Here is a 26,755-nt window from a genome sequence, read left to right on the forward strand (position 1 = left end):
AATTACATGCCCATGCCGCCCATGCCGCCCATGCCACCCATGTCGGGCATGCCGCCGCCGGCAGGAGCGTCGTCCTTCGGAGCGTCAGCCACCATGGCTTCGGTCGTCAGCAGCAGCGAGGACACCGAAGCGGCGTTCTGCAGTGCGGTGCGGGTGACCTTCGTCGGGTCCAGGATGCCCAGCTCGAGCATGTCGCCGTACGTGTCGTTGGCGGCATTGAAGCCGTAGTTGCCCTTGCCGGCCAGAACCGCGTTCACCACCACCGAGGCTTCGCCGCCGGCGTTGTTCACGATTTCGCGCAGGGGAGCTTCGATGGCCTTCAGCACCAGCTTGATGCCGGCGTCCTGGTCGGCGTTGTCGCCCTTGACGCGGTCGCCCACGGCTTGCTTGGCACGCAGCAGAGCCACGCCGCCGCCAGCCACGACGCCTTCTTCCACCGCAGCACGGGTAGCGTGCAGGGCGTCTTCGACGCGAGCCTTCTTTTCCTTCATTTCGACTTCGGTGGCGGCGCCAACCTTGATCACGGCAACACCGCCGGCCAGCTTGGCCACGCGCTCTTGCAGCTTTTCACGGTCGTAGTCGCTCGTGGCTTCTTCGATCTGCACGCGCACTTGCTTCACGCGGGCTTCGATGTCGGCAGCAGCGCCGGCGCCGTCGATGATGATGGTGTTTTCCTTGCCCACTTCGATGCGCTTGGCCTGGCCCAGGTCGGCCAGCGTCACCTTCTCGAGCGTCAGGCCCACTTCTTCAGCGATGACCTTGCCGCCCGTCAGGATGGCGATGTCTTCCAGCATGGCCTTGCGACGGTCGCCGAAGCCAGGAGCCTTGACGGCCACGACCTTCAGGATGCCGCGGATCGTGTTCACGACCAGCGTAGCCAGGGCTTCGCCCTCGACTTCTTCGGCAATGATCAGCAGGGGACGGCCAGCCTTGGCGACTTGTTCCAGCGTGGGGAGCAGGTCACGGATGTTGCTGATCTTCTTGTCGAACAGCAGCACGAAGGGGTTGTCGAGCAGCGCCGATTGCTTCTCGGGGTTGTTGATGAAGTAGGGCGACAGGTAGCCGCGGTCGAATTGCATGCCTTCGACGACGTCCAGTTCGCTTTCCAGCGACTTGCCGTCTTCGACAGTGATCACGCCTTCCTTGCCGACCTTGTCCATCGCGTCGGCGATGAGCTTGCCGATGGTTTCGTCGCTGTTGGCCGAGATCGAGCCGACTTGAGCGATTTCCTTCGACGTGGTGGTGGGCTTCGAAGCCTTCTTCAGCTCTTCGACCAGGGCCGTCACGGCCTTGTCGATGCCGCGCTTCAGGTCCATCGGGTTGATGCCTGCGGCCACGTACTTGAAGCCTTCGCGAACGATGGCTTGAGCCAGCACGGTAGCGGTCGTGGTGCCGTCACCAGCGTTGTCGCTGGTCTTGGAGGCCACTTCCTTCACGAGCTGGGCGCCCATGTTCTGCAGCTTGTCCTTGAGTTCGATTTCCTTGGCGACCGACACACCGTCCTTGGTGACGGTGGGGGCGCCGAACGAGCGCTCGAGCACCACGTTGCGACCCTTGGGGCCCAGGGTGACCTTGACTGCGTTGGCCAGGATGTTCACGCCTTCGACCATGCGTGCGCGGGCTTCACCGCCGAAGACTACGTCTTTTGCTGCCATGTTTTATTACTCCGAATGGGATGTTTGAATTACTTCTCGACGACCGCGAACAGGTCGTCTTCCTTCATGACCAGCAGTTCGTCGCCGCCGACCTTGACGGTCTGGCCGCTGTACTTGCCGAACAGGACGCGGTCGCCGACCTTGACGGTCAGAGCAGCCAGTTCGCCCTTGTCGTTGCGCTTGCCCGGGCCCACGGCCAGGACTTCGCCCTGATCGGGCTTTTCAGCGGCTGCGTCGGGGATGACGATGCCGGAGGCAGTCTTGGTTTCGCTGTCAACACGCTTGACGATCACGCGATCGGCCAAAGGACGAAGTTTCATTGCATCTCCTGGATGTATGGATAAGAAACGGGTTTGTGGTCGGGTGCCGGACCGGAGGCCGGCAGCCCATCGACTGGAAGCGAGGGCTGTTAGCACTCGTCAGCAGCGAGTGCTAATCATAAGGGCAATCGATGACGTTTCAAGGTCTGGGTCGGCAAGGGCGGCTTGGATGGCATCCTGCAAAAGCATACAATTGAGAACCATTCTTATTAGTGACCTTGCGCGGCACCAGCGGCTGCGCGGAAATTCCATCCATGCCGGCCGGCGAGTTCGCGTTACCCCAGCACGAGGTGCAAACGCTCTACAGCAACCATCACGGATGGCTGCACGCCTGGCTGCGCAAGAAATTGGGCTGCTCGCACAACGCCGCCGACCTGGCGCACGACACCTTCGTGCGGCTGCTGAGCAAGACGGAGCCCGTCGCCGCGGCTGAACCGCGCGCCTACCTGGCGACCATCGCACACGGGCTGGTGGTCGATTTCCACCGGCGCCGGGCGCTGGAGCGCGCCTACCTCGACACCCTGGCCGCGTTGCCCGAACCCCAGTTGCCGTCGCTCGAGGCACGGGCCATCGTGCTCGAAGCCCTGGTGGCCATCGACACCATGCTCGACGGCATGAAGCCGCCGGTGCGCCAGGCTTTCATGCTTTCGCAGCTCGACGGCCTGACCTACGCCGAAATTGCTGCCCGCCTGGGCGTGTCGGTGCGCACGGTCAACAACTACATGCTCAAGGCGCTCGAGCATTGCTACCTGCTCGCGCCCTGATGATGAAGTCCGGCATCGAACTGGCGCCCGACGACATCGGCACGCCCTCGCGCAGCGAATCCGAGGTCCGCAAGGAGGCCATCGCCTGGTATGCCCGGCTGTGCTCCGGCGATGCCAGCGAGGCCGACCGCGAGAACTGGCGCCGCTGGCATCGCGCCCACCCTGACCATCAGCGCGCGTGGCAGCGTTTCGAAGCCATGCAGGCAACGCTCAAGCGCGTGCCGGCGCACATGGCGGCTTCCACGCTGCGGGCCGCGCATGCCGACCGGCGCCGGGTGCTGCGCGGCATTGCCGTGCTGGCGGGCGGCGGCTCGCTGGCCTACCTGTCGTGGCAGGCGACCGGCACCGACGGCGGCTGGCGCGCCTGGCTGGCCGACTACCGCACCGGCACCGGCGAGCAGCGTTCCGTCACGCTGGCCGATGGCTCTTTGCTGATGCTGAACACCCGCACGTCGGTGGATGTGTCCATCGACGCCACGCACAGGCTCATCAGCCTGCGCGAAGGCGAGATCCTGGCCGAGACGGCAAAGCACCGCCGCGTGCCGGGCGCGGCGCGCACCGACAGCCGTCCCTTCCTGGTGGCGACGCCGCACGGCCGCATCCTTGCGTTGGGCACGCGCTTCACGGTGCGCACCGACGGCGCGCGCACGGTGGTGAGCGTGCTCGAGGACGCGGTCGAGGTCCGTGCCTCGCGCGCGCCGGGCCATGTGGTGCGGCTGGAGGCCGGGCAGCAGGTGGCCTTCACCGGCGTCAGCATCGAGGCGCCGCAGCCGGCCGATCCTGCATTGGCCGAATGGGAGCATGGCAGCCTGGTCGTCAACGACTGGCGGCTGGGCGACGTGGTGGCCGAACTCGCGCGCTACCACCGCGGCCGGCTGGCCTGCGACCCTGCCATCGCGGACATCCGGGTCTCCGGCGCCTTCCCGGTCATGGACACCGACAAGGCGCTGGCGGTCATCGTCCGCGCGTTTCCGGTGCGCGTGACCGGCCTCACACGCTATTGGGTGACGCTCGTACCCGCCTGATTCCGCCGCGGTCTTGCGCCTCGCGCACTTTTTCGTTCGGCGCCTTTCATCTTTTTCGATTTCGTTCGGCCTACCCATTGAGAGCCATGAATCCGCAATCAATGCCGAAGGAATTTCGAAGAATGCACGCGCACCCCTCATCACCTCATCCCGTCCGCAAGGCGCTGCTGTGCCTGTTCGCCGCGACGATGGCCCTGCCGATCGCGGCCGTGGCCGCGGACCCCGCCGAAAGCGCCCGCGCGCAGAACCAGGCCGCCCGCACGTACCGCATCGACGCCGGCCCGCTGGCTTCGGTGCTCGGGCGCTTTGCCGCGGCGTCGGGCGTGGCGCTGTCCTTCGACCCCGCGAGCACGCGGACGCTGAACTCCGGCGGCCTGCAGGGCAGCTACACCGTGCGCGCCGGCTTCGCCGCGTTGCTCTCGGGCACCGGCCTCGAAGCGGTGGAGGGCGGGGCGGGCGAATTCACGCTGCGCAAGAGCGCCGCGGCGCCCGAGGCTTCGGCGGGCGAGCCGGGCGATGCCGACGGCACGCTGCCGGCGGTGCGCGTGGTGGCCCGCGCCGCGCCGGCACCCGCCGACGCCGACGACCGCTACCAGCCCACGCCCGACGCCTCCACCCTGCGCACCACCGCGCCGGTGCTGGAGATTCCGCAGGTGGTGAACGTGGTGCCCGCGCAGGTCATCCGCGACCAGCGCCCGCGCAACATCGACGACGCGCTCACCAACGTCAGCGGCATCAACCAGGGCAACACCCTGGCCAGCACGCAGGACACCATCATGAAGCGCGGCTTCGGCGGCAACCGCGACGGCTCCATCATGCACAACGGCATGCCGCTGGTGCAGGGCCGCGGCATGAACGCGGCGGCCGAGAGCGTCGAGGTGCTCAAGGGCCCGTCGTCGCAGCTCTACGGCCTGATGGACCCGGGCGGCGTGATCAACGTGGTGAGCAAGAAGCCGCAGCTGCGCCAGCGCACGAGCCTGTCTCTGCTGGGCTCGGGCTACGCGGGCGGGCGCGACGGCACCGGCGCCACGCTGGACACCACCGGCCCCATCGGCGAGAACGGGCTGGCCTACCGGCTGATCGTCGACCACGTGGACGAAGACTACTGGCGCAATTTCGGCAAGCACCGCGAGACGCTGGTGGCGCCGTCGCTGGCCTGGTACGGCGACGACACGCAGGCCGTGCTCTGGTACGAATACCGCAAGTACGTCACGCCCTTCGACCGCGGCACCGCGCTCGACCCGCGCACCCAGCGCCCGCTGGCGCTGCCCAAGACGCAGCGCCTGGACGAGCCCTTCAACGAGATGAGCGGCGAGACGCACCTGGGCCAGCTCTCGGTCGACCACCAGTTCGGCGGCGGCTGGGCCGGCCACCTGAACCTCAGCTACAACCGGGAAACCTACGACGCCAACCAGCTGCGGGTGAACGGCATCAACACCACGCGCGGCACGCTCACGCGCAGCAACGACGCGACCCACGGCGCGCTGAGCACCGACAGCTACGCCACCGCGTATGTCGACGGCACGGTCGAGCTGGGCGGCATGCGCCACGACCTGCAGTTCGGCTGGGACGCCGAGTACCGCAAGATCTACCGCGCAGACCTGCTGCGCCAGGCCACCAAGAGCACCTTCAGCTACCTGTTCCCGGTGTACGGCCTCGAGGTGCCGTCGAGCACCGTGTCGGCGAGCGACAGCGACCAGACCGACAAGCTGCACAACCAGTCGCTGTTCTTCCAGGATTCCATCCACCTGAGCGACCGCTGGATCGCGGTGGCCGCGCTGCGCTACCAGGCGTGGTCGCAGCTCGCCGGGCGTGGACGGCCCTTCAAGGTCAACACCGACACCGACGGCTCCAAGCTGCTGCCGCGCCTGGGGCTGATCTACAAGTGGACCGACACCGTGTCGTTCTACGGCAGCTACACCCAGTCGCTCAAGCCGGCGTCGACCATCGCGCCGCTGTCCAGCGGCTACGTGCTCGATGCATCGGTCAAGCCAGAGGAAGCCAAGTCGTGGGAACTCGGCGCCAAGTTCGACATGCCCGGCGGCGTGACAGGCACCGTGGCGCTGTTCGACATCCACAAGCGCAACGTGCTGGTTTCGCAGTTCAACGACGTGACCAAGCTCACCGACTGGCGCACTTCGGGCGCGGCCCGTTCGCGCGGCCTCGAAGTGGACGTGGCGGGCCAGCTGAGCAGGAACTGGAGCGCGATCGCGAGCTACGCCTACATCGACGCCAAGACCACGGAAGACCCGCTGTACGCCGGCAACCGGCTCTGGAACGTGGCGCGGCAGACCGCGTCGCTTTCCGCCGTGTACGACTTCGGCCAGGTCTTCGGCGGGGAGGGCAGGCTGCGCATGGGCGCCGGCGCGCATTACGTCGGCAAGCGCGCGGGCGATTCGGCCAACAGCTTCGTACTGCCGGGCTACACCACGGTCGATGCCTTCGCCACCTACGACACGCGCCTGTACGGCAAGAAGGTCAAGTTCCAGTTGAACGTGAAGAACCTGTTCGACAAGACCTACTACCCGTCGGCCGCCAACGCCTATTTCATTTCGATGGGCGATGCGCGCCAGGTCTCGTTCCTCACGACCTTCGAGTTCTAGGATGAAGTCGCTCGCACACATTACCCGCCGCGCCGCCGTCTCTCTTCTGATGGCGTGCGGCTTCGCGACGGCAGGCGCACAGGCCGCCGAACTGCCGGGGCAGGGCCGCAAGGTCGTGCTGCTGGTTCAGCGCGACGGCCCGAACCTGCCGGTCGACGAGAAGGTCAAGGCGCACCTCGAATCGCGCGGCTTCGCCGTGACGCTGCAGGACCAGTCGGCCGCGCCGTCGGTGGCGGCCGGCGCGGATCTTGTCGTGATCTCTTCCACCGTCGCCGCCAAGGACGTGAGCGGCGCATGGCGCCAGTTGCCGGTGCCGCTGCTCACCTGGGAAAACGACCTGCTCGACGACCTGGCCATGACCGGCAAGCGGCACGACACCGACTTCGGCGAAGCCGCCAAGGAGCGTTACCTGTGGCTGGTCAATGCGCCGCATCCGATGGCGGCGGGCCTGCCGGCCGGCGTGACGAACGTCTACGCCAGGCAGGCCGGCATGAGCTGGGGCAAGCCGGGGCTGGGCGCCATCACCATCGCCACCTTGTACGGCCAGCCCGAGAAGGCGGCGATCTTCGGTTACGAGAAGGGCGCCACCATGGACTACGAGTCGCTCGCGCCGGCGCGCCGGGTGATGTTCTTCCTCGGCAACGAGACCTTCACCAACCTTTCGCCCGCGGGCCGGATGCTGTTCGACGCGGCCATCGACTGGACCGCCGGCATCCGCTGAAAACAAAGAATCGATGAAATTCCCCTCGCTGCGACAGCTCTGGTTTCAATTGCACTGGCTGATCGGCATCACGGCTGGCACGGTGCTGATCGTCATCGGCCTGAGCGGCGCGGTGCTGTCGTTCCGCGAGGAAATCATCGATGCGATCAACCCGCATGGGCGCCATGTGCCGGTGCAGGCCGTGCCGTCGCTCACGCCGCCGCAGCTGCTCGCGGCGGCGCGGCAGGCGTGGCCGCAGCGGCAGGTCGGCACGCTCGCACTGTTCGCCGAACCGGGCGCTGCGGCGCGCGTGATCTTCGCGCCGCCGCCCGGCGAGCGGCGCGGCGAAACCGTCTACCTCGACCCTTACACCGGCACGGCAATGCCGCCGCTCGCGGGCGCCGGTTTCTTCGAGTGGGTCGAGGCGCTGCATCGCTGGCTGCTGTTGCCGCGGGAGCCGGGGCGGGTGGTGGCCGGCGTGCTGGCGATGGGCCTGCTGCTGCTGTCGCTGTCGGGCCTCTATCTGCGATGGCCGCGCCGCCCGCTCGACTGGCGCGCGTGGCTCACCTTCGACCCGGCACTCAAGGGGCGCTCGTTTCTCTGGGGCCTGCATTCGGTGATGGGCACTGGCGCGTTGCTGATGTACGTGGTGTTCACCACCAGCGGGCTCTACTGGGCCTTCGACGCGCTGCGCGACCGTGTCGACGCGATGGCCGGCCATCCCCGCGTGGCCGCGCAGCAGGCGCGCACGGCGCCGCGCATGCGCAACGTGGCGCGCGACGATGCCGCCGCGGTGGACGTCGCGCCCGCCTGGGCCGCCTTCGAGCGCAAGGCCCGCGAGACCGGCGGCTGGAGCGAGGTCATCCTGCGCGTGCCATCGGGCGCGGCGCCGTCGGTGCTGTTCACCTGGCTCGACGTGGCGCCCCCGCACGAGCGCGCGCGCAACCGCATGACGGTGCGGCTGCCGGGCGGCGAAGTGACGCAGGACGAGCGCCATGCCGACAAGTCGGCGGGCGGCATCTTCCTGGCGGCGATCTATCCGCTGCACATGGGCACCTACTTCGGACTGCCGGGGCGCATCGCGATGATGCTGGCGGCGCTGATGCTGCCGGTGTTCTCCGTCACCGGCTGGCTGCTGTACCTCGACCGGCGCCGCAAGAAGCGCGCGGTGCGCATCGAGCGCGAGGCGCTGGAGTCGGCTGCGCGGCCGGCTGGCGCCACGGAGCCCGCGCCGGCACGCGTGCTGGTGGCCTTCGCGAGCCAGTCGGGCACGGCCGAGGGCATCGCGATGCGCAGCGCCGCCGCGCTCGAAGGCGTGGGGCTGCCGGTGACGGTGGCGTCTCTTGCGCGTCTGGACCCCGAGCAACTGCGTCACCACGAGCATCTGCTGATCGTCGCCAGCAGCTTCGGCGAGGGCGGCCCGCCCGACACCGCGCGGCGTTTCGCGCAGCGGCTCGCGCAGGTTGGCGGCGAGGCGCTGTCGCACTTGCGCTATGGCCTGCTGGCGCTGGGCGACAGGCATTACGCGCGCTTCTGCGGCTTCGGACACGCGCTCGACCATGCGCTGGTCGCGGCGGGTGCGCAGTCGCTGTTTCCGATGGTGGAGGTCGACAACGGCGATGCCGGCGCGCTGGCCGTCTGGCGGCGGCACCTGGGGGCCATGCCCGGCGCGCGCGGCGATTCGGTGCCCGATGCGATGACAGTCGTTCCCGAAGAAGAGCCTTTCGTCGCATGGACGTTGTCGGGGCGCCGCCTGCTCAATCCAGGCAGCCTGGGGCATCCGCTTTGCGAGATCGAACTGATGCCAGCGGGGCAGGGCGGCATGCCTTCATGGCGGCCGGGCGCGCTGGTCGAACTGCTGCCGCGCCATGCGCCGGAAGCCGTGGGCGCCTTGCTGCGCTCGGCATCGCTGGACGGCGATGCCGTCGTGCGATTCCAGGGCCGGGCGGTGGCCCTGCACGAGGCGCTGACGCGCAGCGCGATGCCGGCGCCGGAACTGCTGCTGTCGCGGGCGCCGGATGCACAAGCGCTGGCCGATGCGCTCGTGCCGTTGGCATCGCGGCGGTATTCGATCGCCTCCGTGCCCGCCGAAGGCCGCATCCGGCTGCTGGTGCGGCAGGCGCGGCATGAATCGGGGCTGGGGCTCGCGTCGGGCTGGCTCACGGTGCATGCGCCGCCGTCTGCGCAGGTGGAACTGCGCCTGCTGGCCAACCCCGGCTTCGAGCCGGTGGCGGACGAGCGTCCGTGCATCTTCATCGGCAACGGTTCGGGCTATGCAGGGCTGCGCGGGCATCTGCGCGAGCGCATGGCGCAAGGGTTCCGGCGCAACTGGCTGCTGTTCGGCGAGCGCCACAGCGCACACGACGCCTTCTTCATGGACGAGCTCGCGCAGTGGCGCGAGCAGGGGCTTGTTGCGCGCGCCGACCTGGCGTTCTCGCGCGACCAGCCCGAGCGCATCTACGTGCAGGACCGGCTGCGCGAAGCCGCTTCCGAACTGCAGCGCTGGATCGGCGATGGCGCCGTGGTCTTCGTGTGCGGGAGCCTGCACGGCATGGCCGCCGGCGTGGACGCGGTGCTCGAGGAAGTGCTGGGGCGGCCGGCGCTGGAAGACCTGATCGCCCAGGGGCGCTACCGCCGGGACGTGTACTAGCGGTCGGCGGTTCCCGTGCGCAGCCACCAGCCGCGCGCGAGCAGCGACACCGGAAGCAGCATCAGCACGGCGCACACCCAGCCGTAGCGCGAACCGCCTTCGAGGAAGGGCTCGGCAATCGCCACCAGGTCGAAGCCGGATGAAGTGAACATCGGCGCGCGCAGCAGCTCGCTCACGCCATGCAGCAGCAACTGGATCGACAGCAGCGACAGCAGCAGCGCCGACGCGCGGAACACCATCAGCATGCCGGAGCGCACGCGCAGCCAGCGCCATGCGGGCAGCAGCAGGCTGGCGGCGGCGGCGCCGAAGATGACGCCGGCCAGCGCATCGGCAGTGCCTTCGCGGGCATGGATCGAGCGCGCGAAGACCGCGATCTCCAGCGATTCGCGAAAGGATGCGAGCGCCACGAAGACGATCACCGCGGCGGGCGCCGCCGGGCGTTCGAGCCAGGCGTCGAAGAAAAGCTGAACGCGGCCCCGGATCTTGCCGGCCGACGCGCCCATGCCCACGGCCATCAGCAGCACGCCGGTGGCCATCGCGGTGGCGAGGGCGGCTTCCACGCCGCTGCCGAATTCAGCGTCGATCAGCACCACCGCGAGCGCCGACGCGGGCACCAAGCCGACCGCCAAGCCCCAGCCGATGCAGGCGATCAGGTCGCCGCGGCCGGCTTGGCGCAGATAGGCGGCGAGGGAGCCGACGATGAGGATGAGCTCCGCGACTTCCCGCAGCGTGATGGCGAATGCGTCGAACATGTCAGGCCGCCGCGGCGCGCCACGGCGCCTCCCAGATGACAACGATTTTCATTTGCCGAGTATCTCACCGGGTGCTCCCCGGGCGAGGCGTGCGAAACTCCCGCCGTGCCGCCGAACCTCACGCTTCCTTCCCCGCCATGGCTTTGAACGACCAGGAAATACTGGGCATCGTCGACCGCGCGGTGGACGACTTCAACGGCGACCTCGACGATCTCGAGAGCGCCATCGGCATGCTGCTGCTCGGGCGCCACTACGGCTGGCGCGTGGTGCTGCTGATCCACAGCCCGACCACGGTGCGCAAGTACCTCAAGATCCTCGGCCTGAAGAACCTGCGCGACGTTCTGCCGGAGGTCGGCGTGCTGGCGCACCGCTCCAACGCCTGGCGCCTGCTCGATGGCACCAAGAACTTCTGGAAGGTCGTGCGCGGCCAGATCGGCGGCGTGCGCACGCCGCGTGTCGAGAAGGCGCCGGGCAAGACGCCCTGATCGCCTTTGGTAGTAGCCACAACGGCTACTGAAATTCTCGTTCCGACTTTTGCTTTTCGCGAATCTCATTGGGGAGATCGCTTTTTTACGCGCCAAAACAGTAGCACTTGACAGTACTACTGTCTGCTTCTACATTCACGTCGATTTTGCGAATGGTTCGCATTACCGGCGTCGACCGCGCCTTTCCCTCTCCCTCAACGCTTTCAACATGAACAAGAATTCCAGCCCGTGCGTCCAGGCCGTCCAGCTCCTGGCCGCGGGCGCGACGATGGCCATCGGCATCAATGCCGCCTGGGCCCAGACGGCTGCTGCCGGCAACCCGCTGCCCACCGTGACGGTCACCGGAGATACCGAGCCGGGCTACGCCGCCAAGCGCAGTTCCACCGCCACCAAGACCGACACGCTGCTGCGCGACACGCCGCAGTCGATCAGCGTCATCACCGGCGACGACATGCGCGACCGCGCCGTGCAGAGCCTCGCGGAGGCCGCGCGCTACGTGCCCGGCGTGAACTTCGCGCAGGGCGAGGGCAACCGCGAGACGCCGATCTTTCGCGGCATCAGCACCACCGGCGACTTCTTCATCGACGGCATCCGCGACGACGTGCAGTACTACCGCGACCTCTACAACATCGAGCGCGTCGAAGTCTTCAAGGGCCCCAACGCGATGATCTTCGGCCGCGGCGCCACCGGCGGGCTGATCAACCGCGTGAGCAAGATGCCCGAATGGACGCCGTTCTACGGCGGCTCCGTCACGCTGGGTTCCTACGACAACCGCCGCCTGACCGTCGACCTGAACCAGCCCATCAATGACCAGCTGGCGTTTCGCCTCAACGGCATGTACGAAAACTCCAGGAGCTACCGCGACGGCGTGTGGCTCGAGCGCTCGGGCGTCAACCCGACCATCAGCTGGCGCCCGAACGCGAAGACGCTGGTCACGCTGGGCTACGAGCACTTCAAGGACGACCGTATCGCCGACCGCGGCATCACGTCGTTCCGCGGCGTGCCGGTGGTCACCTCGCCCTCGACCTTCTTCGGGAACGCGGCCGGCAGCCCCACCGGTTCCACGCTCGACGCCTTCAATGCGCTGGTGGAGCACGAGTTCGACAACGGCGTGCTGCTGCGCAACCGCACGCGCTGGTCGAACCAGGACAAGTTCTATCAGAACGTGTTCCCCGGCGCGGTCAACGCGGCGGGCACGGGCGTGGCCATCAGCGCCTACAACAACGCCACGTCGCGCAAGAGCGTCTTCAACCAGACCGACCTGACCTTCTCGCTGAACACCGGCGGCATCAGGCACAAGCTGCTGGTGGGCGCCGAACTCGGCCAGCAGGACACCGACAACTTCCGCAACACCGGCTACTTCAACAACACCGCGACCAGCGTGACGGTGCCGCTCGCGTTCCCGACCACCAACCTGCCCGTCGTGTACCGCCAGGCCGCTACCGATGCCAACAACAGCGGCAAGGCCAACGTGGCGGCGCTGTACGTGCAGGACCAGGTCGAGCTGAGCCCGCAGTTCCAGGTCATCGCCGGCCTGCGCTACGACCAGTTCAAGGTCGACTTCCGCAACAACCGCAACGGCGACCGCTTCAAGACCAGCGACGACCTGCTGTCGCCGCGCCTGGGCGTCATCTACAAGCCGGTGGAGCAGGTCTCGCTGTATGCCAACTACAGCATCGCCTACCAGCCGCGCGCCGGCGACCAGCTGGCTTCGCTGACATTGAGCAACGCGGCGCTCGAGCCCGAGAAGTTCAAGAACTACGAGATCGGCGCCAAGTGGGACGTGTCGCACTCGCTCGCCGCCACGGCCGCTCTGTACCGCCTCGACCGCTCGAACGTGGTGGTGCTCGACCCGAGCGACCCGACCGGCACGCGCACCATTCTCAGCAAGGGCCAGCGCACGCAGGGCTTCGAGCTGGGCCTGAACGGAAACATCACGCCCGCCTGGAGCGTGGCGGGGGGCTACTCGTACACCGACGCCAAGTTCGTGGCCGACACCTCGTCCACCATCCGCGCCGGCGCCAGGGTGGGCATGGTGCCCAAGCACACCCTCGCGCTGTGGAACCGCTATGACTTTTCGCCCATGTGGGGCGCCGGTCTGGGCGTGATCCGCCAGTCGAAGATGTACGCGTCGAGCGAGCAGGTCGTGACCTCGGCCGCCCCGTTCCCGAACGTCGTGCTGCCGGGCTACACGCGCGTCGACGCGGCGGTGTTCTTCACGCTCAACAAGAACCTGCAGATGCAGTTGAACGTGGAGAACCTTTTCAACAAGCGCTACTTCCTCAACGCCAACAGCAACACCAACATCACGCCCGGCTCGCCGCGCGCGTTCCGCGTGTCGCTCAACGCGAAGTTCTGACCTGCCATGCGAGGGCCCGCGACCGACGACAGCACGCCGAGCTACCTGAGCCGCAGGTCCAGGGCACGCCACTCGGTGTTCGGCACGCATTCTTGCGTCACCGAGCGGACCCTCGCGCAGCATGGCTGGATACTGGACGCGATCGCGCAGGCGCAAGGGCGCAGTGTGAGCGCCGGCGAGATCAACCAGTACCTGCTCAAGCATCGCGGCTCGACGCTGCTGCCCCACACCCTCTACCGCGGGCTCAAGTACCTGCTCGAGGACGGGCAGCTGACGCGTGAATGGTTCGGGCGCAACGGCCGGGCCTCGGCCTTGTACCGGCTGCCCGCGCAAGGCCCCGGGGCGCGGTTGCGTGCCCGGCTGGTGTGCCTGGCGTGCGCGCGCACCGTCGAGTTGCGGCCGGACGAAGGCGCGTGGTTCGCGGCGCTGTCCGAGGCCTGCGAGGCGAACGGCATGGCGCTGCCTTCGGAGCCCTTGACCATCGGCACGACCTGCCGGGATTGCGGCTAGCCGGGTTCGGCGAACATCGGGGGATGTCCCCATCCATTTCCATCCAGGCTGATCGCCTCTGGCATCGCCTCGAAACTCTTTCCTCCTTCACCCTTCCCGATGTCCCTTGGACCCGCCGCGCCTTCTCGCCCGAATTCGACAAGGCCAGGCAGTGGCTGCGCGAGCAGTTCGAGCAGGCAGGGCTCGCAGTGCATACCGATGCGGCCGGCAACCTGACCGGCCGGCGCGAAGGCTCTGAAGCCGGGCTTGCGCCGCTCGTCACCGGCTCGCATTGCGATACCGTGGTCGGCGGCGGCCGCTTCGACGGCATCCTCGGCGTGCTCGCGGGGCTCGAGGTGGCGCAGTCGCTGCATGAAGGCGGCGTGGTGCTTCGCCATCCGCTGGAGGTGATCGATTTCCTGTCCGAGGAGCCCAGCGACTACGGCATTTCCTGCGTGGGTAGCCGTGCTTTCGCGGGCACGCTGGATGCGGCCATGCTGGCCTCGTGCAACGAAGCCGGCGAGAGCCTGTCGCAGGCCATGCAGCGCATCGGCGCGCGACCCGATGCGCTGGCCGGCGCGGCTCGCGGTGCCGGTGGCGTCGCCGCTTTCGTTGAACTGCACATCGAGCAGGGCCCGGTGCTGGAGCGCGAAGGTCTGCCGATCGGCGTGGTCACGGACATCGTGGGCATCCGCCGCGTGGCGCTCACGGTCACCGGCCAGCCCGACCATGCCGGCACCACGCCGATGGACATCCGCCGCGACGCGCTGGTCGGCGCCGCGCGGCTGATCGACACGGCGCACCGCGAAGCCAGTGCCATGGACGGCCAGCCGCACTACGTGGTGGCGACGATCGGCCGGATCTCGATGAGCCCCAACGTGCCCAACGCCGTGCCCGGCCGTGTCGACATGGTGCTGGAGGTGCGCAGCAACGCGCAGTCGGTGCTCGACGAGTTCCCCGAGCGGCTGCTGGCCCTGTGCCGCGATGAGCTGCAGGCGCTGCGCGTTTCCTGCGCGATGGAGCCGCTGACCCGCACGCCGCCCGTCGAGTGCTCCGACGTGGTCATGCAGGCCGTGGCCGAAGCTGGCGACCGCCTGGGCCTGGCGCACCGTCGGCTGCCCAGCGGCGCCGGACACGACGCGATGCACGTCGCTTCAACGGGGCCGATGGGCATGGTCTTCATTCCCTGCCTCGATGGCCGCAGCCATTGCCCGGAAGAGTGGGCGACCAAGGAGCAGGTGGCGGCCGGCACGCTGGTGCTGGCCGAGACGCTCCGGGCGCTGGACCGAGGCTGAGCCCGCCTACAGCTGGTCGGTCGGCACGAACCAGGAGAACAGCAGCAGCTGCAGCCGCGTCAGCATGCTGGAGTCGGGTTCGCTGTCGAGCACTTCGTTGTTGACGTCGCCGGTGCCGACCCACTGCACGTTCTGGCCGTCCGGCTTGAGCGTGACGCGGTAGACGCCCTCGATGTCGTCGAGCTGGTAGGCGAAGAGCAGCGCCTGTGTCAGGTCGAAGCTGCGCACCCGCACGCCGAACTCGGTGTTCAGCCGGGCCGAGCGCGGATCGAGGTTCATCGAGCCGAGCAGCACCCACTGGCGGTCCACCAGCGCCAGCTTGGCGTGCAGCCGGCCGCGAGCCTTCTTGAGCAGGTCGCGGAACTGGCCGCTGCGCCGCAGCTGCTGGGTGCTGACCTCGTACAGGTTCACGCCCAGCTTGAGCATGTCGACGCGGTAGCGGTTGTAGTTGATGTTGACCAGCGGCTCGTCGCTGTCGGCCAGCGAGTTGGTGATGACGGTGATGTTCACGCCATGCTCGCGACCCATGCGGATGCGCTCCATGCCCTCGTCGCCCGGAATGAAGTAGGGCGAGATCACCACCACGTTCGACTGCGCCGTGGCCAGCATCTCGTGGAAGCGCTGCGCCAGCGTTTCGGTGGGATGCGTCATGACGCCCAGCGCCTTGTTCGGGCTGTCGGCGGAGGCGTTGGCCTCGGCGCGCATCCATTTCGCTTCCTCGATGTTGGCGAGCTGCGCGCCCAGCGGCAGGTCACCGAGCAGGTCGGTGATGGGCAGCGGCGCGGGCGGCGGGGCGTTGGCGGCGGAGGTGGCGACTTCGAAATCGGCCTTCAGCGCCTCCGGCGAGCGGCTGGTGCTGGCGACTCGCTGCAGCGGGTAGACCACGTCGCTGTTCCAGTAGGTGTCGAAGATGGCCGCGGCCTCTGGCACGACCGGGCCGGCCAGCAGCAGTTCGAAGTCGATGAAGTTCGCGTTCTCGTTGCGCAGGAAATATTCGTCGGCAAGGTTGCGCCCGCCCGCGATGGCCATCGCGCCGTCGGCCACGAACAGCTTGTTGTGCATGCGGTGGTTCAGTCGCCGGAAGTCGCCGAAGAACTCCAGCCAGCGGCCCGTCGAATGGTCGCGCGCGTTCACGAAGGGGTTGAATAGCCGCACCTCGGCGTTGGGCTCGGCGGCCAGGCCGAGCAGCAGGCGGTCCATGCCGGCGGTGTAGAAGTCGTCGAGCAGCAGCCGCACGCGCACGCCGCGCCGCGCGGCATTGCGCAGCTCGCGCAGCAGCAGGCGACCGGTCTTGTCGTTGCCGAGCTGGTAGGTCTGCACGTCGAGCGAGGACTGGGCGCGCCGCATGAGCTCGAGCCGCGCATCGAGCGCGAACGAGGCCTCGATCAGCGGGCGCATGCTCGTCAGCCCGTCCGGCGGCGTGTTCAGGGCAATGGCCGCGCGGCCGAGTTCGGTGGCGGGCGAGGCCGCGATGGCTTTCACCGGCGTCTCGGGGGCGCGGGGCGGGAGCCCGGCGCAACCGGTCAATGCAAGGGCCATCAGCCACAGAGCCGGACCGCGCAGCGCGGGAAACAGAAAGGCGATGAGCTTGTGCATGGGGCCTGCCGACGCATGAGAGGAAGCGTGCGGGCGGGATCGTAGCCTTTCGGCCCCTTTTTCGAAGACGCAATTTCGCAACGCAACGCCCTTCGGGCCGGTTGGAGATTGGCCGGGCGAAGGCTTTCTGGCCACTAAAATGCGAATGGTTCTTAATTGTGTTTTGGAGTGGAGCAGGAATGTCGAGTTTCGTGGCGCGGCGCAAGGCCGCATCGGTGCTGGTCGGGTGCCTGGCGATTTACATGCAGCATCAGGTGCTGGCACAGACGGCGAATACAGGTTCCCTGCCGGAAGTGAGGGTGGATGCGAATGCCGAAGCCGAGACCGCGAAGAGTTCCGTGATCGGCTACCGCGCGAAGAACGCGGTCACCGCCACCAAAACCGACACCCCGCTGTCCGAAACGCCCCAGTCCGTGACCGTGGTCACGCGCGACCAGATCGTCGACCAGGGCGCCACCAGCCTGCAGGACGCGCTCACCTACGCCGCAGGCGTGCGCTCGGACGCCTACGGCATCGACTCCCGCTCCGACGGCTTCTCGGTGCGCGGCAGCGATCCTTCCGTCTACCTCGACGGCCTGCAGACCTATTCCTCCGGCTGGTACACCGCCACCGCGCGTCCCGACCCCTACACGCTGGAGCGCCTCGAAGTGCTGCGCGGCCCGGCCGGCATGCTGTTCGGCGCGGGTACCGCGGGCGGCGTGGTCAACATGGTCAGCAAGCTGCCGCAGCAGCAGGCGTACCGCGAAGTGGGCGTGCAGCTCGGCTCCTTCGGCCGCAAGCAGCTGCAGGCCGATTTCACCGGCCCGCTGACCGCCGACGGCGAATGGTCGTACCGCTTGGTGGCGCTTCAGCGAAAGTCCGACACGCAGGTCGATTACGTACCGGACGACCGCTCGCTCGTCATGCCGTCGCTCACCTGGCGCCCCAGCGCCGCGACCTCGCTGACGCTGCAGGCCCTGTGGCAGAAGGACAAGACCGGCAGCACCTCGCAGTTCTTCCCGTGGCAGGGCACCATCCTGCCGAACGTCAACGGTCCGCTGCCGTCCAGCCGCTTCATCGGCGAACCGGGCGATGGCTACGACACCGAGCGCAAGACCTTCGGCTGGCAGTTCGAGCACAAGTTCAACGAGCGCTGGGCCTTCAGGCAGAACTTCCGAGCATCGCGCACCTTCAACGACTCGCACTACCACTACGCCGATTCTTTCTCCCTGCCCGGCGGCTGGTCGCTCGACCCGGCCGGCCAACGCCTGCTCGGCCGCTACAACGACAAGTCGCTGGCATGGACCAGCATGAGCGGCATCGACAACCATGTCGAAGGCCATTTCGATACCGGTGCGCTGCGCCACACGCTGCTGGTGGGCGCGGAGTATTCGCGCCAGCGCCAGGACAAGACCGAGGGCTCCGTCTACAGCACCATCGACGCCTACGCGCCGGTCTATGGCGTCGGCTACGTGCCGGTCACCGAGCTGACCCGCAAGCCGCGCACCACCCAGCGCAACGCCGGTGTCTACGTGCAGGACCAGATGAAGCTGGACAACTGGATCTTCGTGGCCGGCCTGCGCTACGACCGCAGCACCGCCGGCACGGCGGGCAGCGCTTCGGAGACGACCAGCGCCACCTCGCGCCGCCTGGGCGTGATGTACACGCTGCCTTCGGGCTGGTCGCCCTACCTGAGCTACACCGAATCCTTCACCCCGCAGGCGGGCACGAACGTCGAGGGCAACCTGTTCAAGCCGCTGCGCGGCGAGCAGGTGGAAGCCGGCGTCAAGTACCAGCCCGCGGGCTCGGCCACGAGCTTCACCGCGTCGGTCTTCTCGCTGAAGGAAAAGAACCGCATCGTCTCCGACAGCACCAATCCGAACTACGGCCGCCAGGTCGATTCGACGAAGAACAAGGGCGTGGAGCTCGAACTCAAGACGACGCTGGCGCGCGACTTCGACCTGATCGCCAACTACACCAACATCGACGTCGACGCCAAGCTCACCGAGCAGCCGCGCAACCAGGCTTCGGTGTGGGGCAAGTACCGCTTCTCCATCGCCGGGGTGCCGGGCTTCTCGGCCGGCGCCGGCGTGCGCTACATGAGCGGCTTCACCGACGTGGACGGCTCCTCCGCCGGGCCGCGCGTGCCTTCCGTGACCCTGCTCGACCTGATGCTGGCCTACGAGTCGGCCAAGTGGCGGTATGCGCTGAACATCAACAACGCGACCGACAAGACCTACTTCAGCACCTGCCTGTCGCGCGGCGACTGCTGGTTCGGCGCGCGCCGCAGCGTGGTGGCCAGTGCCACCTACCGTTTCTAAGATGCAGCCTTCAACAGCGGCCGCCACGACCACATGAACAGCCGAACCATCAAGACCTGGGCCTGGGTGCACAAGTGGAGCAGCCTCGTGTGCACCGTGTTCATGCTGCTGCTGTGCATCACGGGCCTGCCGCTGATCTTCCACCACGAGATCGGCCACCTGCTGGGCACCGAGGTCGAGGCGCCGAAGATGCCGGCGGACACGCCGCGCATCAGCCTCGACCGCGTGCTCGAGATCGCCAAGTCCAGGCATCCCGACCGCGTGGTGCAGTTCGCCTCTCGGCCCGAGGACGACGACGGCCTGTGGTTCGTCACGCTCACGCCCACGCCGGCGCCCACGGACGACTTCAAGTCGGTCGCGGTCGACGCGCGCACGGGCGACGTGCTCGCCCAGCCCAAGTTCGACGAAGGCTTCATGTACGTGATGTTCAAGCTGCACGTCGACCTGTTCGCCGGGTTGCCGGGCAAGCTGTTCCTCGGCTTCATGGGCTTGCTGTTGCTGGTGGCCATCGTCTCGGGCGTGGTGCTGTATTCGCCGTTCATGCGCAAACTCGACTTCGGCACGGTGCGGCGCGACAAGCGGCCGCGCCTGAAGTGGCTCGACCTGCACAACCTGCTGGGCGTGGTCACGCTGGTGTGGCTGTTCGTGGTGGGCTCCACCGGCATGATCAACACATGGGCCGACCTGCTCATCAAGTACTGGCAGTACGACCAGCTCAGCACGCTGCTCGCGCCCTACAAGAACGAGCCGGTGGTGGCGGTGTCGGAGCGCGGCTCAATGCAGCGCTCGATGGAGGCCGCGCTGCAGCGCGCGCCCGGCATGAAGCTGTCGTTCATCGCGTTCCCGGGCACTTCTTTCTCGAGCCCGCACCACAACACCTTCTTCATGCGCGGCAGCGAGCCCTTCAGCTCGAAGCTGTTCCAGCCGGTGCTGGTCGACGCCAAGACCGCCGAGGTCACGGCGGCGCCCAGGTTGCCCTGGTATCTCACGGCGCTGCTGGTGTCGCAGCCGCTGCACTTCGGCGACTACGGCGGCATGCCGATGCAGATCCTCTGGGCGCTGCTGGACATCGCGACCATCATCGTGCTGGGCAGCGGCCTGTACCTGTGGCTCAAGCGCAGCAACGCGCCCGCCAAGGCCGCGGCGCAACAGCAGCAGCAGCCGCAGCAACCCGATCCGGCTCCGGCCATGAAGGCACAGGCATGAAACATCAGCAGCACAGCTTCTGGCGCATGTGGGGCTGGCCGATCGTGCTCGGCCTGCTCACCACGCTGGGCCTGATCTCCGCGCTCTTCAGCGACGGCGGTTTCGGCGACATCGTCGCCTGGATCGCGCTGAGCGTTCCAGTCGTCGTGTGTGTCTGGTTCGGCTGGCTTCGACGCTCTTCCGCCCGCTAGAACACCTGGCCCGGGGTCTTTCTGCCGCAGTCAGTTGCAGGTCAGTGACTTCGTGATCGTTTGCCATTAAGAAGTCATGCAACCTTCGCATGATTGAGTCCGCGTTCATGTCACCCCTGTGAAGGGGCGATCAGGCGCTTCGCTTTCTTTCGCGGACTTTCATCCCTTCTTATGACCTTCTCGATCCTTCGCACGTCGCGTGCGCCGTCGCTGCTTGCCTGCGCGGCGGTACTCTCGCTGCTCGCAGCCTGTGGCGGCAGCGACAACAAGCCCGCCGTCTTCCTGCCTTCCTCCAGCACGCCGGCGCCCGGCCAGGCAACGCCGCCCGCCGCCGAGGCGGCCAAGCCGGTGCAGGTGGCGTTCATGCCGGACATCCACTTCCACGACGTCTACGCCAGCTTCAAGGACGGCTCGTTCCCCGGCGTCTTCAACCCGAAGTCCGGCCGCAACGCGACCATCCGCCAGATGCAGGCGCAGATGACCTCGACGCGCCTGTTCAACGAAAACTACTTCGCCTTCATCACCGCGCTCGACGATGCGGTGGCGCGCGGCGTGAAGCTCATCGCGCTGCCCGGCGACTTCTCCGACGACGGACAGCCCGTGCACATGCGCGGCCTGAAGAAGGTGCTCGACGACTACGCGGCCAAGTACGACCTGCAGTTCTTCGCCGCGCCCGGCAACCACGACCCGAACACGCCCATGGAGCGTCCGGGCGGCAAGGGCGACTACCTCGGCATCGCCTCGAACGGCCGCGTCGGCGCGCCGCAGAAGATCTACAGCAAGGGCGCCGATGCCTGCACGGCCGGCAGCTACTCCGGCGACTGGGGCAAGGTCGGCGCCGTCTACTGCACCGAAGAGGTCAAGGAGATGGGCTACGCCGGCATCACCGAGGCGCTCGACCAGCACGGCTTCATGCCCAAGGCCAACTACCGCTACTTCGAGACGCCCTACAGCACCTACACCTACCAGGACTACACCGTCGCCAAGGCGAAGGAGCAGGCCGCCTGGAGCAAGCGCGAGTTCGAGATCTGCGCCGAAGGCGCCGGCGGCGGCTACAAGAAGAGCGGCTACACCTTCTGCCACAACGTGCCCGACACCAGCTACCTCGTCGAGCCGGTCGAGGGCCTGTGGCTCGTGGGCATCGACGCCAACGTCTACGTACCTAAGGGCGCCGGCGCCAACGACTTCAACGGCTCCGGCGACGCCGGCTACAACAAGATGCTGACCCACAAGCCGCACGTGATCGCGTGGCTGAAGGACGTGGTCGCGCGCGGCAAGAAGCAGGGCAAGCAGGTCGTGGCCTTCAGCCACTTCCCGATGAGCGAGTTCTTCAACGGCGCCTCCGACGACATCGTCGCGCTGCTCGGCGCGGGCAAGATGCAGATGGTGCGCCGCCCCACCGAAGACGTGACCAAGGCGCTGGCCGAGACCGGCCTGCAGGTGCACGTCGGCGGCCACATGCACTTCAACGACACCGCGGTGCGCAACTACGACGGCGGCCGCGGCCTCGTGAACATCCAGGCGCCCTCGATGGCCGCCTACGTGCCGGCCTACAAGCTGCTGACCTTCAACGACGCCACCCACATCGACGTGCAGACCGTGCGCCTGGACAACGTGGCGCGCTTCGACGAGCTGTTCGACCTGTACCGCGAGGAGCACCGCTACTTCACCGATTTCCCCGCCGACCTGAACGGCGCCGTGCTGTGGGACAAGTCGGTGCTCGACGCCAAGAGCTATGGCGACTTCAGCACCCGCTACATGTCGGAGCTGGTGCGCCTGCGCCTGCTGAAGGACGACTGGCGCTGCGAGATGCGCGAGCTGGTGAAGAGCCCGCTCAACGGCGCCGACCTGCTGGTGCTGTCGCAACTGCAGACCTCGGTCACGCTCAAGCAACTGGCCAACACCGGCAACCAGGGCCTGCTGAGCGGCGCGTTCTTCGCCTGCCTGGCCGAAGCCGGCGGCGACGGCAGCGCGCAAGCCGCCTATGCGATCGACTACGCCGCCGCCGAAGCCAAGGCGCGCGCGCTGGCCAGCGCCAACGGCATGCGCCTGGAAGACTTCAACCAGTGGAAGGCGATCGACCTGGCCGGCGACTTCGTGCGGCTGGCCAACGCCGGCGACCTCGCGTTCGCGGACATCCCCACCGACCGCGCCCGCCAGTACAAGCTGATCGCTCAGGCCCTGGAAGGCACCAACGCCACGCTGGCGCTCAACGGCAGCCAGCAGGTGATGAACGACAACCCGGTGAACGCCGTGTTTCAGGCCCGCTTCAAGCCGCTCATGCAGATCCTGCTGAAGCTCGCCAAGGGCGCGCCCACGCAGCACTTCGTGATCGACCTGAAGACCAACACGCTGACGGACCTGACCACTGGCCCCACGCCTTTCTGAAGCCCCGGCTGCTCGCCCCCACGCTGCCCCGGTGAAAGCCTGAGGCCGCGGATGGGCGGCATGGCCGCAGAATGGGCGCGATGAATCTCTCGCCCGTCGCTGCCGCCGCCGTCGCCTGCCTGTTGCTTCATGCCGTGTCGCCCGCCCATGCGCAGCAGGCGGCGGCGCCGGGCGCGCTGCGCGAGATCACGGTCTCCACGCCGCGCGGCGAGGTCGCTCCGTTCAACGTGCCGGGCTCCGTCGACCGCGTCGACGGCGACGAGATGCGCGACAGCCGGCTGCAGGTCAATCTCTCGGAAAGCCTGGGCGCGGTGCCGGGGCTGCAGGTGCAGAACCGGCAGAACTACGCGCAGGACCTGCAGCTTTCCATTCGCGGCTTCGGCGCGCGCTCCACCTTCGGCGTGCGCGGCGTGCGGCTTTACGTCGACGGCATTCCCGCCACCCTGCCCGACGGGCAGGGCCAGACCTCCAACATCGACATCGGCTCGGTGGACCGCGTCGAAGTCTTCCGCGGGCCGTTCTCCGCGCTCTACGGCAATTCTTCCGGCGGCGTGGTGCAGGCCTTCACCGCATCGGGCGAGGGGGCGCCACGGCTGGCGTATTCACTGGCGGGCGGCAGCTTCGGCACCTGGCGGCAGTCGCTGCAGCTGAGCGGCTCGCAGGGCGCGGTCGACTACATGCTCGATGCCAGCCGCTTCCATACCGACGGCTGGCGCGAGCACAGCGCCGCGCGGCGCGACATCGCCAACGGCAAGCTGGGCATCGCGCTGGACAACGGCGACAAGCTCACGCTCGTGATGAACAGCGTGCGCATCGACGCGCAGGACCCGCTCGGCCTCACCGCCGACCAGTACGCGCTGGCGCCGCGCGCCGCACCGCTGGCCACCCAGTACGACACGCGCAAGACGGTCGAGCAGACGCAGGCAGGGCTGCTCTACGAGCGGCACATCGACGCCACCCAGGCGCTGCGCCTCATGGTCTACGGCGGCGAGCGCAAGACCACGCAGTACCAGGCCATTCCGCCGTCGGCGCAGCAGAACCCGCTGCACGCGGGCGGCGTGATCGACCTGTCGCGGCAGTACGGCGGCATCGACCTGCGCTGGAGCGCCGCGCTGCAACTGGCCGACAGGCCGCTCGACGTGGTCGCCGGGCTGGGCTACGACAACCTGCGCGAAAAGCGGCGCGGCTACGAGAACTACCTGGGTCCGCTCGCAAACCCGGTGCTCGGCGTGCAGGGGCGCCTGCGCCGCAACGAGCTCAACACCGTCTGGAACCTCGACCCCTACGCGCAGGCGACATGGCGCTTTGCCGAGCGCTGGACGCTGGAGGCCGGCGTGCGCCGCAGCAGCGTGCACTTCGATTCGCAGGACCGCTACATCGTCGGCGCCAACCGCGACGACAGCGGCAGCGCGCGCTACGGCAAGACCTTGCCCGTGGCCTCGCTGCGCTACCAGGCCACGCCCGACCTCGCGCTGTACGGCTCCGTCGGCCGCGGCTTCGAGACGCCCACGCTCAACGAGCTGTCGTACCGCGCGAACGGCGCCAGCGGCCTCAACTTCGCGCTGAGGCCTTCGGTGAACGACAGCCTGGAAGTGGGCGCCAAGGCCCGGCTCGCGGGCGGCCTGCTCACGGCGGCGCTGTTCCAGACCCGCACGCGCGACGAGATCGTGACCGACACCAACATCGGCGGCCGCGCCACCTTCCAGAACGCGGGCCGCACCAGGCGCAACGGCTTCGAGCTGGGCTGGCAGCACGAGACAGCCGACCACTGGCGCACGCAACTGGCCTACACATGGCTGGACGCGACCTACCGTGATGCCTTCTGTTCGCCGTCGCCTTGCGGCACGGGCAACGCCGTGGCGGCGGGCAATCGCATTCCCGGTATCGCGAAGCAATCGCTGTTCGCGTCGCTGGGCTGGGTGCCGCCCGAGGGCTGGCGCGCCGGTGCGGAAGTGCGCGCGCTCGGCCGCATCCTGGCCAACGACGTCAACACGGCAGTGGCCTCGGGCTATGCGGTGGCGGCCGTCTATGCCGGCTACCTGAAGAAGTGGGAGCGCTGGGAGTTCAACGCCTTCGCGCGCGTCGACAACCTGTTCGACCGGCGGTACGTGGGGTCGGTGATCGTCAACGAAGGCAACAGCCGCTTCTACGAACCCGCGCTGGGCCGGAACTGGACCGTGGGGTTGAGCGGCGCTTACCGGTTCTGAGCGGAAAATGAAAAACGGCGGGCAATGCCCGCCGTTGTCTCGTTTGGTTTCGTGCGTTCAGAACGCGGCAGGCCGCCACTTCAACAGCCGCTTCTCCAGCGAACTGAGCAGGAAGTCGGCCGCCAATGCAACCACGGCCAGAACGATCATCGCCGCGAACACGCCGCTGGCGTTGAACGCGCCTTGGGCGGTGGAGATCAGCAGGCCGATGCCTTCCTTGGCGCCGAGGAACTCGCCCACCACCGCACCGACCAGCGCGAAGCCGAAGCTCACGTGCAGGCTGGCCAGAATCCACGACATCGCCGACGGAATCACCACCGACATCGTCACCTGCCGCGGCGAGGCGCCCAGGATCTGCGCGTTCGCGATCATGTACTTGTCGGCTTCCCGCACGCCCTGGAAAGCGTTGCCGAACACCACGAAGAACACCATCACCACCGCCAGCGCCACCTTCGAGGCCATGCCCAGGCCCAGCGCGATCACGAAGATCGAGCCCAGCACCACGCGCGGGATCGAGTTGGCGATCTGGATGTAGAGGCTGAACACATCCGACAGCAGCTTGTTGCGGCCCAGGATGATGCCGCACAGCACGCCGGCGACCGAGCCGATCAGGAAGCCGATCACCGTTTCCTCGAGCGTCACCGCCACCTGCATCCACAGCGAGCCCTGCGAGGTGCCGTCGCGCATCCACTCCACGAGCTGGTCGTAGATCATCGAAGGCATCGAATAGAAGAACGGGTCGATCCACTTCAGGCGCGCCGCGATCTCCCAGCCGCCGAGCGCGACGATCAGCACCGCCAGGCGCAGGCCGATGATCATGCGGCGGCGGCCGCGGATGGCCGCCTGCGCGACCTCGGATTCGCGCGCCAGCGCGGCGTCGCTGAGCGACGAGGGCAGCACCGCTGCCGTTGGGGTGGTGGTGGAGGGCGTCATGATTCTTGTCGTTGTGTTCACTGGATCACCACTTCTTCGCGCAGGTCGTCCCAGATGCGCTTGGAGAGCTCGATGAACTGCGGGTCGTAGCGCACCTCGGACATGATGCGCGGGCGCGGCAGGTCGATCTCGTACACGCGCTTGAGCGTGGCGGGGCGCGCCGACAGCACGAACACGCGGTCGGCCAGCGCGATCGCCTCTTCCAGATCGTGCGTGACGAACACCACGCTGCCGCCGTTGCCCGACCACAGCTGCAGCAGCTCGTCCTGCATCAGCGTGCGGGTCTGCATGTCGAGCGCCGAGAAGGGCTCGTCCATCAGCAGGATCTCGGGGTTGTTGATGAAGGTCTGCGCCAGCGCCACGCGCTTGCGCATGCCGCCCGAGAGCTGGTGCGGGTAGTGCTTGCCGAACTTGGCCAGGCCCACGCGGTGGATCCACTCCTGCGCCAGTTCCATGGCCTCCTTCTTCGGCTTGCCGCGGAAGATCGGGCCGGCGGCCACGTTGTCTTCCACGCTGCGCCACGGGAACACCGCATCGGCCTGGAACACGAAACCGATGCGCGGGTCCACGCCGGTCACGGGCTTGCCCATCACCTTCACGTCGCCCACGGTGGGCTTGAGCAGGCCGGTGATCATGTTCAGCGTGGTCGACTTGCCGCAGCCCGTGGGCCCGACGATGGCGACGAACTCGCCGCGCGCCACCGACATGCTGAAGTTGCGCAGCGCCACGGTGGCGTTGCCGTCCTGGGAGATGAAGCGCAGCGAGACGTCGTTGAAGTCGATCGCCGAAGTCACGGCACTGCCGTTGCCGCCGCTGGGAGGTGTTCCGTTGCGCATG

20 protein-coding genes are annotated in these 26,755 nt (G+C 67.8%); 14 read left to right on the forward strand and 6 right to left on the reverse strand.

The features are described 5' to 3' along the window. Positions 1 to 2: 2 nt before the first annotated feature. Both groL and L3V85_RS08585 read right to left on the reverse strand, forming a co-directional pair. Positions 3 to 1,655, reverse strand: a complete 1,653-nt coding sequence (gene groL / locus L3V85_RS08580) for a chaperonin GroEL (RefSeq protein ID WP_081268077.1) — start codon at positions 1,653 to 1,655, stop codon at positions 3 to 5. Between the two features lie 29 nt (positions 1,656 to 1,684). Beyond that, on the reverse strand, positions 1,685 to 1,975 hold the full coding sequence (locus L3V85_RS08585) for a co-chaperone GroES (protein WP_007835162.1): 291 nt from the start codon (positions 1,973 to 1,975) through the stop codon (positions 1,685 to 1,687). Between the two features lie 254 nt (positions 1,976 to 2,229). On the opposite strand from L3V85_RS08585, the gene L3V85_RS08590 reads away from it, so the two are divergent. The 5 genes from L3V85_RS08590 to L3V85_RS08610 all read left to right on the forward strand — a co-directional run bounded on the left by L3V85_RS08590 (position 2,230) and on the right by L3V85_RS08610 (position 9,717). Next, on the forward strand, positions 2,230 to 2,739 hold the full coding sequence (locus L3V85_RS08590; protein ID WP_237678894.1) for a sigma-70 family RNA polymerase sigma factor: 510 nt from the start codon (positions 2,230 to 2,232) through the stop codon (positions 2,737 to 2,739). Beyond that, a complete protein-coding gene (locus L3V85_RS08595; RefSeq protein WP_237678895.1) occupies positions 2,739 to 3,764 on the forward strand; it encodes a FecR domain-containing protein in 1,026 nt (341 codons plus the stop codon). Before L3V85_RS08590 ends, L3V85_RS08595 begins: the two co-directional genes overlap by 1 nt. Positions 3,765 to 3,886: 122 nt before the next feature. Next, positions 3,887 to 6,367, forward strand: coding sequence for a TonB-dependent siderophore receptor (locus L3V85_RS08600; RefSeq protein WP_237678896.1), 2,481 nt, complete (start codon positions 3,887 to 3,889; stop codon positions 6,365 to 6,367). 1 nt (position 6,368) lies between these two features. Next, entirely contained in the window at positions 6,369 to 7,088 is a 720-nt protein-coding gene (locus L3V85_RS08605) for a hypothetical protein (RefSeq protein ID WP_414080198.1), read from the forward strand. Between the two features lie 13 nt (positions 7,089 to 7,101). After that, entirely contained in the window at positions 7,102 to 9,717 is a 2,616-nt protein-coding gene (locus L3V85_RS08610; protein WP_237678897.1) for a sulfite reductase flavoprotein subunit alpha, read from the forward strand. Here L3V85_RS08610 and L3V85_RS08615 read toward each other — a convergent pair. Further along, a complete protein-coding gene (locus L3V85_RS08615; protein WP_237678898.1) occupies positions 9,714 to 10,469 on the reverse strand; it encodes an FTR1 family protein in 756 nt (251 codons plus the stop codon). The two genes, L3V85_RS08610 and L3V85_RS08615, sit on opposite strands and share 4 nt — an antisense overlap. A 137-nt stretch (positions 10,470 to 10,606) precedes the next feature. On the opposite strand from L3V85_RS08615, the gene L3V85_RS08620 reads away from it, so the two are divergent. From L3V85_RS08620 to L3V85_RS08635, 4 genes are all read left to right on the forward strand, one after another. Then, positions 10,607 to 10,954 (forward strand): hypothetical protein, encoded by a 348-nt coding sequence (locus L3V85_RS08620; RefSeq protein ID WP_237678899.1) that lies wholly within the window; start codon positions 10,607 to 10,609, stop codon positions 10,952 to 10,954. A gap of 208 nt (positions 10,955 to 11,162) precedes the next feature. Beyond that, complete coding sequence (locus tag L3V85_RS08625; protein ID WP_237678900.1) at positions 11,163 to 13,313, forward strand: TonB-dependent receptor; 2,151 nt, start codon at positions 11,163 to 11,165, stop codon at positions 13,311 to 13,313. Between the two features lie 6 nt (positions 13,314 to 13,319). Beyond that, the gene (locus L3V85_RS08630; RefSeq protein ID WP_237678901.1) at positions 13,320 to 13,823 is read left to right on the forward strand and encodes a hypothetical protein; all 504 of its coding nucleotides are present in this window, start codon (positions 13,320 to 13,322) and stop codon (positions 13,821 to 13,823) included. A 23-nt stretch (positions 13,824 to 13,846) separates the two neighbouring features. Beyond that, positions 13,847 to 15,097 carry a Zn-dependent hydrolase gene (locus L3V85_RS08635; RefSeq protein ID WP_237678902.1) on the forward strand — a complete coding sequence of 417 codons (1,251 nt, stop codon included), beginning with the start codon at positions 13,847 to 13,849 and terminating at the stop codon, positions 15,095 to 15,097. 6 nt (positions 15,098 to 15,103) lie between these two features. Here the strand turns inward: L3V85_RS08635 and L3V85_RS08640 are convergent, their stop codons facing one another. Beyond that, a complete protein-coding gene (locus tag L3V85_RS08640; protein ID WP_237678903.1) occupies positions 15,104 to 16,693 on the reverse strand; it encodes a phospholipase D family protein in 1,590 nt (529 codons plus the stop codon). Positions 16,694 to 16,872: 179 nt separating this feature from the next. On the opposite strand from L3V85_RS08640, the gene L3V85_RS08645 reads away from it, so the two are divergent. The 5 genes from L3V85_RS08645 to L3V85_RS08665 all read left to right on the forward strand — a co-directional run bounded on the left by L3V85_RS08645 (position 16,873) and on the right by L3V85_RS08665 (position 24,985). Further along, entirely contained in the window at positions 16,873 to 18,993 is a 2,121-nt protein-coding gene (locus L3V85_RS08645; protein ID WP_237678904.1) for a TonB-dependent siderophore receptor, read from the forward strand. Positions 18,994 to 19,026: 33 nt separating this feature from the next. Next, positions 19,027 to 20,199, forward strand: coding sequence for a PepSY-associated TM helix domain-containing protein (locus tag L3V85_RS08650; protein WP_237678905.1), 1,173 nt, complete (start codon positions 19,027 to 19,029; stop codon positions 20,197 to 20,199). Continuing rightward, positions 20,196 to 20,390, forward strand: a complete 195-nt coding sequence (locus L3V85_RS08655) for a hypothetical protein (RefSeq protein WP_237678906.1) — start codon at positions 20,196 to 20,198, stop codon at positions 20,388 to 20,390. The genes L3V85_RS08650 and L3V85_RS08655 overlap by 4 nt, the downstream gene beginning before the upstream one ends. Before the next feature lie 171 nt (positions 20,391 to 20,561). Further along, on the forward strand, positions 20,562 to 22,778 hold the full coding sequence (locus L3V85_RS08660) for a metallophosphoesterase (RefSeq protein ID WP_237678907.1): 2,217 nt from the start codon (positions 20,562 to 20,564) through the stop codon (positions 22,776 to 22,778). Positions 22,779 to 22,858: 80 nt separating this feature from the next. Next, positions 22,859 to 24,985: a TonB-dependent receptor gene (locus tag L3V85_RS08665; protein WP_237678908.1), complete on the forward strand. Its 2,127-nt coding sequence runs from the start codon at positions 22,859 to 22,861 to the stop codon at positions 24,983 to 24,985. A 57-nt stretch (positions 24,986 to 25,042) separates the two neighbouring features. Here L3V85_RS08665 and L3V85_RS08670 read toward each other — a convergent pair whose 3' ends face one another. After that, positions 25,043 to 25,918 carry an ABC transporter permease gene (locus L3V85_RS08670; protein WP_237678909.1) on the reverse strand — a complete coding sequence of 292 codons (876 nt, stop codon included), beginning with the start codon at positions 25,916 to 25,918 and terminating at the stop codon, positions 25,043 to 25,045. Between the two features lie 17 nt (positions 25,919 to 25,935). Further along, positions 25,936 to 26,754, reverse strand: coding sequence for an ABC transporter ATP-binding protein (locus L3V85_RS08675; protein ID WP_237678910.1), 819 nt, complete (start codon positions 26,752 to 26,754; stop codon positions 25,936 to 25,938). Position 26,755 lies beyond the last annotated feature (1 nt).

The organism is Variovorax paradoxus (genome assembly GCF_022009635.1).
Classification (GTDB): Bacteria; Pseudomonadota; Gammaproteobacteria; order Burkholderiales; family Burkholderiaceae_C; genus Variovorax.

Bases quoted from the DNA above. Each gene is read 5' to 3' on its own strand.
- L3V85_RS08645 (WP_237678904.1), top strand. From the start codon at position 16,873: ATGTCGAGTTTCGTGGCGCGGCGCAAGGCCGCATCGGTGCTGGTCGGG.
- L3V85_RS08595 (WP_237678895.1), top strand. From the start codon at position 2,739: ATGATGAAGTCCGGCATCGAACTGGCGCCCGACGACATCGGCACGCCC.
- L3V85_RS08675 (WP_237678910.1), bottom strand. From the start codon at position 26,754: ATGCGCAACGGAACACCTCCCAGCGGCGGCAACGGCAGTGCCGTGACT.
- L3V85_RS08660 (WP_237678907.1), top strand. From the start codon at position 20,562: ATGACCTTCTCGATCCTTCGCACGTCGCGTGCGCCGTCGCTGCTTGCC.
- L3V85_RS08590 (WP_237678894.1), top strand. From the start codon at position 2,230: ATGCCGGCCGGCGAGTTCGCGTTACCCCAGCACGAGGTGCAAACGCTC.
- L3V85_RS08650 (WP_237678905.1), top strand. From the start codon at position 19,027: ATGAACAGCCGAACCATCAAGACCTGGGCCTGGGTGCACAAGTGGAGC.
- L3V85_RS08615 (WP_237678898.1), bottom strand. From the start codon at position 10,469: ATGTTCGACGCATTCGCCATCACGCTGCGGGAAGTCGCGGAGCTCATC.
- L3V85_RS08640 (WP_237678903.1), bottom strand. From the start codon at position 16,693: ATGCACAAGCTCATCGCCTTTCTGTTTCCCGCGCTGCGCGGTCCGGCT.
- L3V85_RS08665 (WP_237678908.1), top strand. From the start codon at position 22,859: ATGAATCTCTCGCCCGTCGCTGCCGCCGCCGTCGCCTGCCTGTTGCTT.
- L3V85_RS08635 (WP_237678902.1), top strand. From the start codon at position 13,847: ATGTCCCCATCCATTTCCATCCAGGCTGATCGCCTCTGGCATCGCCTC.
- L3V85_RS08610 (WP_237678897.1), top strand. From the start codon at position 7,102: ATGAAATTCCCCTCGCTGCGACAGCTCTGGTTTCAATTGCACTGGCTG.
- L3V85_RS08655 (WP_237678906.1), top strand. From the start codon at position 20,196: ATGAAACATCAGCAGCACAGCTTCTGGCGCATGTGGGGCTGGCCGATC.
- L3V85_RS08625 (WP_237678900.1), top strand. From the start codon at position 11,163: ATGAACAAGAATTCCAGCCCGTGCGTCCAGGCCGTCCAGCTCCTGGCC.
- L3V85_RS08630 (WP_237678901.1), top strand. From the start codon at position 13,320: ATGCGAGGGCCCGCGACCGACGACAGCACGCCGAGCTACCTGAGCCGC.
- L3V85_RS08600 (WP_237678896.1), top strand. From the start codon at position 3,887: ATGCACGCGCACCCCTCATCACCTCATCCCGTCCGCAAGGCGCTGCTG.
- L3V85_RS08620 (WP_237678899.1), top strand. From the start codon at position 10,607: ATGGCTTTGAACGACCAGGAAATACTGGGCATCGTCGACCGCGCGGTG.
- L3V85_RS08670 (WP_237678909.1), bottom strand. From the start codon at position 25,918: ATGACGCCCTCCACCACCACCCCAACGGCAGCGGTGCTGCCCTCGTCG.
- L3V85_RS08585 (WP_007835162.1), bottom strand. From the start codon at position 1,975: ATGAAACTTCGTCCTTTGGCCGATCGCGTGATCGTCAAGCGTGTTGAC.
- L3V85_RS08605 (WP_414080198.1), top strand. From the start codon at position 6,369: ATGAAGTCGCTCGCACACATTACCCGCCGCGCCGCCGTCTCTCTTCTG.
- groL (WP_081268077.1), bottom strand. From the start codon at position 1,655: ATGGCAGCAAAAGACGTAGTCTTCGGCGGTGAAGCCCGCGCACGCATG.